This is a genomic window from Bradyrhizobium huanghuaihaiense (assembly GCF_025200885.1).
In the GTDB taxonomy this organism is placed as follows: domain Bacteria; phylum Pseudomonadota; class Alphaproteobacteria; order Rhizobiales; family Xanthobacteraceae; genus Bradyrhizobium; species Bradyrhizobium huanghuaihaiense.
Map to the genome: position 1 here is coordinate 7,300,181 of NZ_CP104172.1, position 12,707 is coordinate 7,312,887.

12 protein-coding genes and 1 pseudogene are annotated in these 12,707 nt (G+C 65.5%); 4 read left to right on the top strand and 9 right to left on the bottom strand.

Annotated features, from left to right (window positions below; genetic code table 11):
* Positions 1 to 30 precede the first annotated feature (30 nt).
* Together N2603_RS34475 and N2603_RS34480 are read right to left on the bottom strand one after the other, a co-directional pair.
* Positions 31 to 459, bottom strand: a complete 429-nt coding sequence (locus N2603_RS34475) for a VOC family protein (protein WP_026312365.1) — start codon at positions 457 to 459, stop codon at positions 31 to 33.
* 134 nt (positions 460 to 593) lie between these two features.
* The gene (locus N2603_RS34480; RefSeq protein ID WP_018645309.1) at positions 594 to 1,109 is read right to left on the bottom strand and encodes a cupin domain-containing protein; all 516 of its coding nucleotides are present in this window, start codon (positions 1,107 to 1,109) and stop codon (positions 594 to 596) included.
* A 128-nt stretch (positions 1,110 to 1,237) separates the two neighbouring features.
* Here N2603_RS34480 and N2603_RS34485 point away from each other — a divergent pair, with 128 nt between their 5' ends.
* Entirely contained in the window at positions 1,238 to 1,456 is a 219-nt protein-coding gene (locus tag N2603_RS34485; protein WP_026312366.1) for a CsbD family protein, read from the top strand.
* Between the two features lie 143 nt (positions 1,457 to 1,599).
* Here N2603_RS34485 and N2603_RS34490 read toward each other — a convergent pair whose 3' ends face one another.
* The 5 genes and pseudogenes from N2603_RS34490 to ggt all read right to left on the bottom strand — a co-directional run bounded on the left by N2603_RS34490 (position 1,600) and on the right by ggt (position 7,807).
* Positions 1,600 to 2,064, bottom strand: a complete 465-nt coding sequence (locus N2603_RS34490; RefSeq protein WP_018645311.1) for an FKBP-type peptidyl-prolyl cis-trans isomerase — start codon at positions 2,062 to 2,064, stop codon at positions 1,600 to 1,602.
* A 61-nt stretch (positions 2,065 to 2,125) separates the two neighbouring features.
* A complete protein-coding gene (locus tag N2603_RS34495; RefSeq protein WP_260385628.1) occupies positions 2,126 to 4,414 on the bottom strand; it encodes a xanthine dehydrogenase family protein molybdopterin-binding subunit in 2,289 nt (762 codons plus the stop codon).
* Between the two features lie 2 nt (positions 4,415 to 4,416).
* A complete protein-coding gene (locus tag N2603_RS34500; protein ID WP_260385629.1) occupies positions 4,417 to 5,433 on the bottom strand; it encodes an FAD binding domain-containing protein in 1,017 nt (338 codons plus the stop codon).
* A gap of 4 nt (positions 5,434 to 5,437) precedes the next feature.
* Positions 5,438 to 6,001 (bottom strand): (2Fe-2S)-binding protein, encoded by a 564-nt coding sequence (locus N2603_RS34505; RefSeq protein WP_425249016.1) that lies wholly within the window; start codon positions 5,999 to 6,001, stop codon positions 5,438 to 5,440.
* Positions 6,002 to 6,222: 221 nt separating this feature from the next.
* Positions 6,223 to 7,807: pseudogene (gene ggt / locus N2603_RS34510) on the bottom strand (gamma-glutamyltransferase).
* A 219-nt stretch (positions 7,808 to 8,026) separates the two neighbouring features.
* Between ggt and trhO the strand changes: the two are divergent.
* A complete protein-coding gene (gene trhO, locus N2603_RS34515) occupies positions 8,027 to 8,779 on the top strand; it encodes an oxygen-dependent tRNA uridine(34) hydroxylase TrhO (protein WP_260385631.1) in 753 nt (250 codons plus the stop codon).
* A gap of 37 nt (positions 8,780 to 8,816) precedes the next feature.
* Entirely contained in the window at positions 8,817 to 8,987 is a 171-nt protein-coding gene (locus N2603_RS34520) for a SlyX family protein (RefSeq protein WP_260424324.1), read from the top strand.
* Positions 8,988 to 8,993: 6 nt separating this feature from the next.
* Here the strand turns inward: N2603_RS34520 and N2603_RS34525 are convergent, their stop codons facing one another.
* Positions 8,994 to 10,895, bottom strand: a complete 1,902-nt coding sequence (locus N2603_RS34525; RefSeq protein ID WP_260385632.1) for a sensor domain-containing diguanylate cyclase — start codon at positions 10,893 to 10,895, stop codon at positions 8,994 to 8,996.
* Between the two features lie 173 nt (positions 10,896 to 11,068).
* A complete protein-coding gene (locus N2603_RS34530; RefSeq protein WP_260385633.1) occupies positions 11,069 to 11,284 on the bottom strand; it encodes a hypothetical protein in 216 nt (71 codons plus the stop codon).
* A 106-nt stretch (positions 11,285 to 11,390) separates the two neighbouring features.
* Here N2603_RS34530 and hemE point away from each other — a divergent pair, with 106 nt between their 5' ends.
* On the top strand, positions 11,391 to 12,425 hold the full coding sequence (gene hemE / locus N2603_RS34535; protein WP_260385634.1) for a uroporphyrinogen decarboxylase: 1,035 nt from the start codon (positions 11,391 to 11,393) through the stop codon (positions 12,423 to 12,425).
* Positions 12,426 to 12,707 lie beyond the last annotated feature (282 nt).

The window sequence follows — 12,707 nt, forward strand, 5'->3', positions numbered from 1 at the left end:
ATGCTCCTCTTCAGCTGGCTTGGGTTTCGATCAGGCGTCCGCCATGTCGGACTGCGCGGCGAAGGCCGCGAGGTCCATCCAGTTCACACCCCACATGTGGCCGTCCGGATCCTCGAAGCTGCGGCCGTACATGAAGCTGTATTCGTCCTTCGGGCCGGGATCGGCAACGCCGCCCGCCGCCTCCGCCTTGCCGACGATCTCGTCGACCTCGTTGCGGCTGTCCGCGGACAGGCAGAACAGCACCTGGTTCGAGGTCCTGGCATCCGAGATCGGCTTCGGCGTGAACTGGCGGAATTTGTCGTGGGTCAGCAGCATGGCGAAAATGGTCTCGGAGAAGACCATGCAGCTCGCCGTCTCGTCGGAAAATTGCGGGTTCCTGACCGCGCCGACCGCCTCATAGAAAGCGGTCGCGCGCTTGAGGTCGGTCACCGGCAGATTGACGAAAATCATCCTGGGCATCGGAAGCTCCTTGGGCGGGTTCTGCCCAAGGACGGACGGCCCGACGGCCATCCGACACGGCTTCCGGATATTTTTTCAGGCTCCTCCGCCTGCGGGGTTCTGTCGCACAGAACCGGCAGGCTTTCAGGCCGGCCTTACTTCTTCTCGTTGGGGTCCCGGTGCACCGGGTCGATCCACAGCACGGTCTCGGGCTTCTCGACCGGCTCGATGTCGAGGTTGATTGCCACCGCCTCGCCGTCGCTGCGCACCAGCACGCATTCCAGCACCTCGTCCGGGCTGGCATTGATCTCCTGGTGCGGCACGTAAGGGGGCACGAAAATAAAGTCGCCGGGGCCCGCCTCCGCAGTGAACTGCAGCTTCTCGCCCCAGCGCATCCGCGCCTTGCCCTTCACGACGTAGATGACGCTCTCGAGATGACCGTGGTGATGCGCACCGGTCTTGGCGTCGGGCTTGATGCTGACGGTGCCCGCCCACAATTTCTGCGCGCCGACGCGTGCGAAATTGATCGCCGCCGCGCGGTCCATGCCGGCCGTCGACGGCACGTTGGTATCGAGCTGGTTGCCGGGAATGACACGCACGCCGTCATGTTTCCAGCGATCGTCGTGATGATCGTGGTCATGGTGGGAATGTGAATGGTCATGGCCGGTCATTGGTCTTGCTTTCTGTTGGTTCCGTGCGCGGCAAACTAACCCGAAGCCGCATCCGCAAGCCATACCAAAATCGGAACTCTCGTAGCTGCCTGACGTTGTCCTCGCGCGCAAAATGGAAGGAGAGCTTCATGGGTAGCACGACCGACAAGATCAAGGGCACCGCCAACGAGGCGATCGGCAAGGCCAAGCAGGGCGTCGGTGAAGCCACCGGTTCCGACCGCATGAAGGGCGAAGGCGCGGTCCAGGAAGTCAAGGGCAAGGGCCAGCAAGCCATGGGCGATGCCAAGGACGCCGCGAAGGATGCGATCGATCACGCCGCGGCTGCGGCACGCCGCGCGGCGGAGTGACGCATCGATCTGAAAACGAAAAGACCGGCCGCAAGGCCGGTCTTTTTGTTTGAGCCGTCATTCCGGGGCGGCTCGAAGAGCCGAACCCGGAATCTCGAGATTCCGGGTTCGATGCTACGCATCGCCCCGGAATGACGGGGTGATTATTTCACCGCGAGCAATTCCACGTCGAACATCAGCGTCGCGTTCGGCGGGATCACGCCGCCGGCGCCGCGCGCGCCGTAGCCGAGCTGCGGCGGAATGATCAGCGTGCGCTTGCCGCCGACCTTCATCGAGGCGACGCCCTCGTCCCAGCCCGCGATCACGCGTCCCTTGCCGATCGGAAACTCGAACGGCTCCTTGCGATCGACGGAGGAGTCGAATTTCTTGCCCTTCTGGCCGTTCTCATAGAGCCAGCCGGTATAATGCATCACGCAGATCTGGCCGGGCTGAGGCGAGGCGCCGGTGCCGACGGCGGTGTCGATAATCTGCAAGCCTGAAGCTGTGGTCATGGTCTTTCCTGCGGTCTGGGCCGAGGCCGTGGTGGAAACGAAATCGGACACGCTGGCGATCACCGTGATCGCGAGTGCCGACATGATAGCGAGGAGCACGCGCTGGAAACGCTGCATAAGACACCTTCCATTTGAGGCGGGAGGTGTCTAACCCAACGCCGTCGCCGTTTCCACCCCTTTAAACCTCGATATTTTCCAGCCGGACCGGGAGCTTGCGGATGCGCTGACCGGTGGCGTGATAGAGCGCGTTGCAGATCGCCGCATTGGTGCCGACATTGCCGAGCTCGCCGAGCCCCTTCGCGCCCGCGGGATTAATGTGATCGTCCTGCTCGGAGAGCAGGATCACCTCGACGCCGGGGACGTCCGCGTTCACTGGCACGAGATAGTCGGCGAGATTGTCGTTGACGTAGCGCGCATTGCGCTCGTCGATCTCGGTGGCCTCCAGCAGCGCCGAGGACATGCCCCAGATCAGGCCGCCCATCAGCTGGCTCCGCGCCGTGCGCGGGTTCATGATGCGGCCGGCCGCGAACGCGCCGACGAGGCGAGGACAGCGGATCTCGTGCGTGAAGCGGTTGACTCTGACCTCGACGAACTCGGCACCGAATGCGTAGGCGATCTTGTCCTGCATTTGATGGCCGCCGACGAGACGTACGTGCCCGCTGTGCATGGCCCGGAACGAGTCCAGCGGCGCGCCTTCCGGCTTCCACTCGCCATATTCCTCGACCACGCTGACGCCGAGCGCGTCGAAGGCCTTCTCGATATCGAGCGGACGATTGCTCTTCGCGGCTTGGGTCGTTGGCGCCTGGCTGATGCCAACGGTCTCCTTGGCCTTGTCTGTGAGACTGTCAGGCATCACGGCCTTGAACAGGCGCTGGCGAATCTGGTCGCACACCATCATCACCGCCGAACAGGTGCTGGCGGTCGAGTTCGAACCGCCTGCAACCGGAGCAGGAGGCAGATCGCTGTCGCCGATGAAAACCGCGACTTTCTCCAGGGGCACGCCGAGCCGCTCGGCCGCGGTCTGCGCGATGACTGTATAGGCGCCGGTGCCGATCTCATGGCCGGCGATCTCGACCCGGGTACGGCCGTCACGCTGGAGGCGCACACGGGCGGCTGCCGGTCCCATCTGGGTCGGATAGCAGGTGGCCGCGCAGCCATAGCCGATCAGCCAGTCACCCTCCGCCATCGATTTCGGTTGCGACGATCGCTGCGACCAACCGAAGGCTTTGGCCGCTTCGTCGAAGCATGCCATCAGCGATCGCGACGTATAGGGCTTGCCGCCGATCGGCTCATTGGTGGTGTCATTGATGCGGCGGAGCTCGACCGGGTCCATGTCGAGCTTCACGGCGAGCTCGTCCATCGCACTTTCCAGCGCGAACAGATACGGCACCTCCGGCGGCGAACGCATGAAGCCGGGCGTATTGCGGTCTGCGCGCACGATCGACACCAGGCTGTCGACATTCGGGCAGGCATAGAGCCGCGTCGTCGTCTTGGTGCCGCCGACACAATAGGCGTCCGGCCGCGAGGAGACCTCGGCGCCCTCGTGCCTGAGCGCCACCAGCTTGCCGTCACGGCCAGCGCCGAGCTTGATCTCGTGGCGGGTCTCGGCGCGGTAGGTCGTGATGGTAAAACCCTGGTCGCGGGTCGCGACCAGCTTGATCGGCCGGTTCAGCCGCCTGGCGATGCCGGCAATGATCGCGGTGCGCGGCGTCATCGATCCACGCGAGCCGAAGCCGCCGCCGACATAGGGGTTAACCACGCGCACCTTGTCGGCATCGATGCCGAGCTGCTCGGCGACGCCGTTCTTCAGGCCATGGACGTACTGGCTGGGCTCGTAGATGACGAGATCGTCGCCGATCCAGGCGCAGCTCGTCGTGAACAGCTCCATCGGATTGTGGTGCTGCGTCGGCGTATCGTAGGCGGCGGTGAGCTGTATCTCGGCCGCCGCGAACGCCTTCGCGAAGTCGCCGACCTTCGGGTCTTCCTTGAACTGCGAATTTTGTCCCTTCGCGGCGGCTGTCGTCGTTCCCGGCGAGTCGAAGGTCGCGCTGGGTGCAGCGACGGTATAGCTGACCTTGACGCGGTTGGCCGCCTCGCGCGCGGCCTCGTAGCTTTCGGCGATGACGACCGCGATGATCTGGCCGTCATGGGCGATGTCGGGTGATTTCAATGGCTGGATCGTGGTCCCTGCGTAGCCGCCATTGCTGAACAGTTTTGATTCCTTCAGCTTTGGCGCATTCTCGTGCGTGACGATGTCGATCACGGCTCGGACCGCCCTCGCTTCGGCGAGATCAAAACCGTCGACGCGGCCCTTGGCGATGGCGCTGGTGACCAGGAAGGCATAGGCCGGATTGGCCAGCGGCATGTCGGACGCATAGGTCGCCCGCCCCGTGACCTTCGAGTGCGCGTCATAACGCGGCACGGGCTGGCCCATGTTCGCCTTCGGCTCGGGAGCAGCAGCAGTCATGGTCAAATCTCCATCGTTACGGCCTGCTGGAGCGCGCGTGCCACCACGCGCTTGCCGAGCGCGATCTTGAAGCTGTTGTGCCGGCGGCCGCGCGCGTCTGCAAAGGCGGCATCGGCCGCGCGCTGCGCCAGGCCGTCATCGAACCTCTGTCCCTTCAACAGCGCCTCCGCCTCGCGGGCGCGCCAGGGGACCGTGGCAACGCCGCCGAGCGCGACCCGTGCCTCCCGGATCGTGCCATCCTGCACGTCGAGCGCGATCGCAGCGGACGACAGGGCAAATTCGTAGGACTGCCGGTCGCGCGCCTTGAGGTAGACCGACCGCGGCCAGCGGCCGGAGACCGCAAAGGCCGAGATCAGCTCGCCCGGCTGCAGCGTGGTCTCGATGTCTGGCGAATTTCCGGGCACCCTGTGCAGCTCTGCGAAGGGCATGCTGCGGCTGCCGGACCTGCCCGTGATCTCGACCGTCGCATCCAGCGCGATCAGGGCCTGGGCGAAATCGCCGGGATAGGTCGCGATGCACTGGTCGGAGACGCCGAGCACCGCATGCATGCGGTTGACGCCGTCCATCGCCGCGCAACCCGAGCCCGGATTGCGCTTGTTGCAGTTCTCGTAGGAGACATCGCGGAAATAGCTGCAGCGCGTTCGCTGCATCACATTGCCGCCGAGCGTTGCCATGTTGCGCAGCTGGGCGCTGGCGGCGAGCTTCAGGGAATTGGCAATCACCGGATAGTTGCGCTGGATCTCGTCATGCGCGGCGACATCGGACATCTTCGCGAGCGCGCCGAGCCGCAGGTTCTCGCCATCAGGCTCGATCGCCGACCAGCCCTGTGCGAGCGGATTGATGTCGACGATCGCGGTCGGCCGCATCACGTCGAGCTTCATCAGGTCGATCAGCGTGGTGCCGCCGGCGAGCGGCTGCGCGGTGGCCCGGGTCCGCGGATTGTTGGCCGCGGCAGCTGCGCCGAGCGCCTGCACCGCCATGTCAGGGTCCGTCGCCCTCTGATACAGGAAGGGTCGCATGCGCTTAGCCTTTCAAGATCTCGGGCGCAGCCTGCTTCACGGCCGCGACGATGTTGGGATAGGCCGCACAGCGGCAGATGTTCCCGCTCATATATTCACGGATATCGGCCTCGGAGCCCGCATGCCCCTCCTTCACGCAGGCGATCGCCGACATGATCTGGCCGGGCGTGCAATAGCCACATTGGAACGCGTCATTGTCGACGAAAGCCTGCTGCATCGGGTGCAGGCGATCATCGGTGGCGAGGCCTTCGATCGTCGTGATCTCCTGCCCTTCGGCTGCAAGCGCCAGCGTCAGGCACGACACCACGCGGCGGTCACCGATCAGCACCGTGCATGCGCCGCACTGACCGTGATCGCAGCCTTTCTTGCTGCCGGTCAGGCCCATATGCTCGCGCAGCGCATCGAGCACAGTCGTGCGCGCATCGATGCGCAGGCGCCGATCCTTGCCGTTCACATGCAGCGTGACGTCGACCGGGGCTGACGGATCCTGCGCGGCCGGTGCGAGTGGGTCCTGCGCAGCCGCGCGCGCCGTGATCGGAACAAGCGCGCTGCCGGCAGCACCGGCCATGAAGGCGCGTCGGTCGAAGCCGGATGGTCTGGAACTCGCGTTGTCGGGCATGAACGGCCTCCGCCGCTTTCGGATCAAGCGGCGCACACCTGCGCCGCTCCGCCCTTAACTGGGAGCGATGAGCCCCGTTCCGAATGAGAAAGGGCGGCGCAGTCAGATGCCACGCCGCCCTCCGTCAACTTTTCCTGATCTTCTGCGCGGAACTTGTCCCGCGCCGGCGATCAGTAGCCGAGCGCGCAGCCATCCTTGCGCGGGTCCGAGCCGCCGGTGAGGGTGCCCTTGTCCCAATCGATCCAGATCGCTTGGGCGCCGCCGAGCGGGCCGACCACGCTGGTGGTCTTGTGGCCGAGCTTCTTCAGGCCCTCGACGATGTCGGCGGGAACGCTGTCCTCGAGCTGGTACTGGCCCTCGTAGTGCAGGCCGCGCGGCATGTCGATCGCCTCCTGCACGTCGCAGCCGTAATCGAGGATGTTGGTCAGCAGATGAGTCTGGCCGGTCGGCTGGTACTGGCCGCCCATCACCGCGAACGACATCATGGAACGGCCGCCCTTGGTGAGCAGGCCCGGCATGATCGTGTGCAGCGGGCGCTTGCCGCCTTCGATGCAGTTGGGATGGCCGGGCTGGATGCGGAAGCCGCCGGCGCGGTTCTGGAACAGCACGCCGGACTTGTTGGAGACGATCGCCGAGCCGAAGGAGTGCGCGACCGAATTGATGAACGAGCAGACGTTGCGGTCCTTGTCCACCACCGTGATGTAGATGGTCGAGGGGTTCATCGGCGGCGCGACGTTCGGCAGGTCGAGCATGCCGTCCATGCGGATCTTGCTGATGTACTCGTCGGCAAAACCCTTCTCGAGCATCTCGGCGACGTTGATCTTCATGTGCTCGGGCGAGGCGACATGCATCTCGCGATTCATGTAGGCGATGCGCGCGGCTTCCGCCTCGAGATGGAAGCGCTCGACGCTCATGGGCGCGTATTTGGTCAGGTCGAAGCGCGACAGGATGTTGAGCATCAGAAGCGCGGTGACGCCCGGGCCGTTCGGCGGGCACTGCCAGACGTCGTAGCCCTTGTACGCGGCGCCGATCGGCGTCGTCGTTTCGGTGGTGTGCGCGGCGAAATCGTCGAGCGTGTGCAGGCCGCCGATGCCGCGCAGGGTCTCGACCATGTCCTCCGCGATCGCGCCCTTGTAGAAGGCGTCGCGGCCGTCCTTGGCGATCGCGCGCAGCGTCTTGCCGAGCTCGGCCTGGCGGATGATGTCGCCGGCCACTGGCGGCTTGCCGCCCGGCAGCAGGTAGCGGACCGTGTTGGTGCCGTTCTTCAGCTTCTCGAACTGGTTCTTCCAGTCGAAGGCGATGCGCGGGGCGACGACATAGCCCTCCTCGGCCGCCTTGATCGCGGGCTGGAGCAGGCGGTCGAAGCCGAACTTGCCGTGATCGCGCAGCACGGTCGCGAAGGCGTCGATCACGCCGGATCGAGACCGCATGCGCCGAGGTCAACGGCACGGAGTTGATCTTGCGCTCGAGATACCAGTCGGCGTTCGCCGCCTTCGGGGCGCGGCCGGAGCCGTTATAGGCAATGATCTTGCCTTCGCCACGCGGCTGGATCAGCGCAAAGCAGTCGCCGCCGATGCCGGTCGACTGCGGCTCGATCACGCCGAGCAAGGCCGAGCCTGCCACGGCCGCGTCCACCGCCGTGCCGCCCTCGCGCAGCACCTCGATCGCGGCCAGCGAGGCCAGCGGATGCGAGGTCGCCACCATCGCGTTGGTGGCGTGGACCGTGGACCTGCCGGGGAAATGGAAGTTTCTCATCGAATTCTTGCTCTCGTTAGGCTTTCTTGAGGCTTTCTTGGCCGTGGATGCGCGCGCCGCGCCGTATCGGAAAAACCGGGTCTACATGACACATTCCGGCCGGTCGGGGCAATGCTGGCATACCAGGGAAATGGCAGCCATCCGCTGGGCGTATAGACGGGAATTAACGTTCGGCCATGCGGGTTTTCTGGGCGGCGGCCGCCTGCTAAACGAGCCGCCATGATCACCAAGGTCTGCGCCTTCTATCAATTCGCCGCCCTGCCCGATTACCGCGAGCTGCGCGAGCCGCTGCGCGCGCTCTGCGCCGGCCTGGCGCTGAAGGGCAGCGTGCTGCTGGCCGAAGAGGGCATCAACGGCACCATCGCGGGCGCGCCCGAGGCGATCGACACGTTCGCCCACGAGCTCGCACACGGCGCCCTGTTCGGCGGCCGGCTGAACAGCCTCGAATTGAAGTTCTCGACCGCGGAGGCGATGCCGTTCGGCCGGCTCAAGGTGCGGCTGAAGAAGGAGATCGTCACGCTGGGCGATGCGGCGGCCGATCCGACGCGCCAGGTCGGCACCTATGTCGATGCGAATGAATGGAACGCGCTGATCGCGGCACCCGACACGCTGGTGCTCGATACCCGCAATGCCTTCGAGGTGGCGATGGGCACGTTCGAGGGCGCGGTCGATCCCGACATCAGGAGCTTCGGCCAGTTCAAGGACTTTTCCGCGCAAAAACTCGATCCGGCCAAACACCGCAGGATCGCGATGTTCTGCACCGGCGGCATCCGCTGCGAGAAGGCGAGCGCGCACCTGCTCGCGCGCGGCTTTGCCGAGGTCTATCACCTCAAGGGCGGCATCCTGAAATATCTGGAAGTGGTGCCGGAGGCACAGAGCCGCTGGCGCGGCGAATGTTTCGTGTTCGACGAGCGCGTTGCGCTTGGCCATGGCTTGAGGGAACGGGACAAGGACGCGGCACGTGACGAATGAGATCAAGACGCTGAGCGAGCGCATCGACACGCTGGAGATGCGCATCGCCTATCAGGACGACACGATCGAGACGCTCAACCAGACCATCACCGCGCAGTGGAAGCAGATCGACGCGCTGACGCGGAAGATCGCAGAGCTCGGCGAGCGACTGCAGAACGCCGAAGCCCATGCGCCGGGCCCCGCCAACGAGCGGCCGCCGCATTATTGAGCCATCTTACTCGCCGACCGCCTTGGGCAGCAGGTTCGCGACCTGGACCGACATCATCAGGCGGTCGCGGCCGCCTTCCTTGGCGGCGTAGAGCGCCTGATCGGCCGCCTCGACAAGGGTGCCGACGCCGGCAGTGCGCTCCAGTGCCGGCCGGCAGGCCGCACCGCCGAGCGAAGCGGTGACGTAGCCTGACGCATGATTGCTGGTGTGGACGAGGCCCGCCCCGCGAATCGCCTTCCGGATCCGCTCGCCGATCCGCGCGCAGCCGGCCGCATCGGTGTTCGGCAGCAGCATGGCGAATTCCTCGCCGCCGTAGCGCGCAGCGAGATCGCCGGGACGCTGCACCTCGGCCGCGATGACTTGAGCCACGACACGCAGGCAGGCGTCGCCCGCGGGGTGGCCGTATTCGTCGTTGTAGGCCTTGAAATGGTCGACGTCGATCATCAGCAGAGCAAGGCTGGACCGGTCGCGATAGGCCCGCGCCCATTCCTCCTTCAGCCGCTCGTCGAAGCGGCGACGGTTGGCAAGCCCGGTGAGGCTGTCCTCGGTCGCGAGCGTCTCGAGCCTGGTCTCCAGCGTCTTCTGCTCGGTGATGTCGCGCGAGATCGCGACCACGCCATCGACACGGCCGTTGTCCTTGCGCGTCACCCGCATCGTCGATTCGAGCCAGACTTCGCCCTTCTGCCGGTGCGAGTTACGGTAGGTGACGCGCGCCTCCTCCTTCTCGCCGCGCTTCATGGCGTCGACGAGGGCCTGGACCTGCGGCCGGTCTTCCTCGTGAATGCCGGCGAGCGCGTCCGTTCCGATCAGCTGATTGGCGCGCCAGCCGACGACGCGGACCGACGACGGCGAGACGTAGCGCAGCCGCTCGTCGAGCCCGATCCGGGTCACCATGTCGCTGGAGCCTTCGGCGAGCAGGCGGAAATGCGCTTCCTTCTCGACCAGGGCGGCCGCCATGCGCTGCCCGCGCTGCAGCTGCCGCACCAGCACCGCGCCGATGATCGCGATCAGCATGACCAGCGCCATGACGTAGAGCATGCGGGAAACTGCGGCGGTGCGCCAGGGCGCCAGCAGTGCGTCCTTGTCGACGGTGGCGAGCAGGAAGAACGGATAGCGGCCAGAGCGCTTGAAGAAGCTGACGCGTTCGGCGCCGTCCAGCGGCGACTTGAAGTGATAGGCGCCGCTCGGCCGTTGCAGGCTCGGGTCGCGAAACAGCGGCTTGTCGGCGACGCTGCGTCCGACGAATTTCTCGTTGCTCGGGTAGCGTGCGACGATCAGGCCGTCGCCATGTGTCAGCGCCACGGAGCTGTTGCGGCCGATCTCGAACTGCTCGTAGAAATGCGACAGATATCCGGAGCTGATGGTCGCGAGCACCACGCCGCCAAAGCTGCCATCCAGCTTGTTGAAGCGGCGCGACAGGGTGACGACCCATTCGCCATCGAGCAGGCTCTTCACGGGACGGCCGAGATGGGCCTCTCGTTTCGGAGAGAGCTGGTGATGGCGGAAGAACGCGTCGTCGCTGAGCGTCGAGCCGATCGTGCCGGGCGAGGTCAGCCAGTTGCCCTGGTCGTCGATGATGGCGAAGCTGTGCACGCGCTCCGTCGCCTTCTTGCGCACCTCCATGAGGTATCTGAGCTTCGCGATCGTGGCGGGGTCGGTGCCGTCCATCTCCAACCGGCTGACGACGCCGACGACGCCCGAATCGAGCAGGTCGAGGCTGTCCTCGGCATGCTGTGTCAGCGAGCGCGCAACGTTCGCCATCTCGGTCTCGGCGCCCTTGAGCACCGCGTCGCGCGCGGCCCATTCACGCCAGGCGCTGACGCCGAGGATGGTCGCGCAGGTCAGCACGACGAACGCCGCCGCACGCAGCGGCAGGCGGCTCCATCCGGCTCGTTGGGTAGCGCTCATGCGGCAGAGTTCTCCGATCGTTTCGGAAACTCTGCGGCTTCTCTTAGTGAACTCTGAAATCACTACCGGAATACGCGGCTATCTCCCCGCTTCCAGTAGTCTTACGGACGCCGGGATCAGCGCATTGCTAATAAGACCTTAGCAGACCGATCGGAATCCGGCGTGCCACGCCCCTAGCTGAAGATCGCCTTAACCTTGTCCCAGAGCGAAGGGGCATCTGCCTCCGCATCGGCCTTCGACGGCGTCGGCTGCGTGGCGCTGACGGGATCGGACGCCGGGAAGCTGTCCTCCAGTCCGGTATCGAGCTTGGCGTGACGATCGGCGGCGAGCGCCTCACGCAGATCGTCGGCGTGCTTGTCGTGCGGGGCGGGATTGAATCTCTCAGCCATGATCTCCTCCTTTGGCTGGTCAACGCGACCCGATTGCGCTGGTTCCCCTGTTCCGCTGAGCGCCGGGGCGGTGTATCAGGAGCCATAACCTCGTTCAGGACCATTCGTGCCCCAGCCTGCAAAAAAGCTCTTCATCGACGTGCTCTCCGGCCAGCGCCAGCCCGTCCCGCCCATGTGGATGATGCGACAGGCCGGCCGCTACCTGCCGGAATATCGCGAGGTGCGCGCCAAGGCCGGCGGCTTCCTCGATCTCTGCTTCAACCCGGAGCTGGCGGCCGAGGTGACGCTGCAACCGATCCGAAGGTTCGGCTTCGACGCGGCGATCATCTTCTCCGACATTCTCGTGATCCCCTACGCGCTCGGCCGCTCGGTGCGCTTCGAGGTCGGCGAAGGCCCGCGGCTTGAGCCGCTGGACGATCCGGCGAAGGTCGCAACGCTCGCCTCGCAGGCGGACGCCAGCAAGCTCGCGCCGGTGTTCGAGGCGCTGAAGATCGTGCGCAGCGCGCTCGATCCCAAGACCGCGCTGATCGGCTTCTGCGGTGCGCCGTGGACGGTGGCGACCTACATGGTCGCGGGCCACGGCACGCCCGACCAGGCGCCCGCCCGGATGATGGCCTACCGGCATCCGGAAGCTTTCTCGAAGATCATCGACGTGCTGGTCGACAGCTCGATCGAGTATCTGCTGGCGCAGCTCGCCGCCGGCGCCGATGCCTTGCAGATCTTCGACACCTGGGCCGGTGTGCTGCCGCCGGCCGAATTCGTGCGATGGTCGGTCGAGCCGACGCGGCGCATCGTGGAGGGCGTGCGGGCGAAGGCGCCGGATGCGAAGATCATCGGCTTCCCCCGCGGGGCTGCTGCGCAACTGCCTGGTTACGTCGAGGCAACCGGGGTCAACGGCGTCAGCATCGACTGGACCGCGGAGCCGGCCTTCATCCGCGAGCGCGTGCAGAGCAAGGTCGCCGTGCAGGGCAATCTCGATCCCTTGGTGCTGATCACCGGCGGCGCCGCGCTCGACCGCGCGGTCGACAACGTGCTGGCCAATTTCGCTGCCGGACGGTTCATCTTCAATCTCGGCCACGGCATCCAGCCGGAGACGCCGATCGCCCATGTCGAGCAGATGATCAGGCGGGTGCGGGGCTGATTTTTCCGCCTCTCAAGCGGCGGAACAAAAAAGTGCGAAAACAACCCCATGCACAGTAGAGCGACCACGCCCGATCAATGACTTAGCGTGCGCTGAAATCGGATGGGCCGTCACGCACCAGATCGCGCCGACCTTTGACACGTCGGGCAAAACAGGAGCAGGATGGCATGATCCCGCCGCTGGCCCGTTTTGAGAAAGACCAGCGTGCCAACCGGCTTTGCTGAAGCGGGTTAGACGAGGGCTCCTCACCAAACCCGTCATTGCGAGCGCAGCGAAGCAATC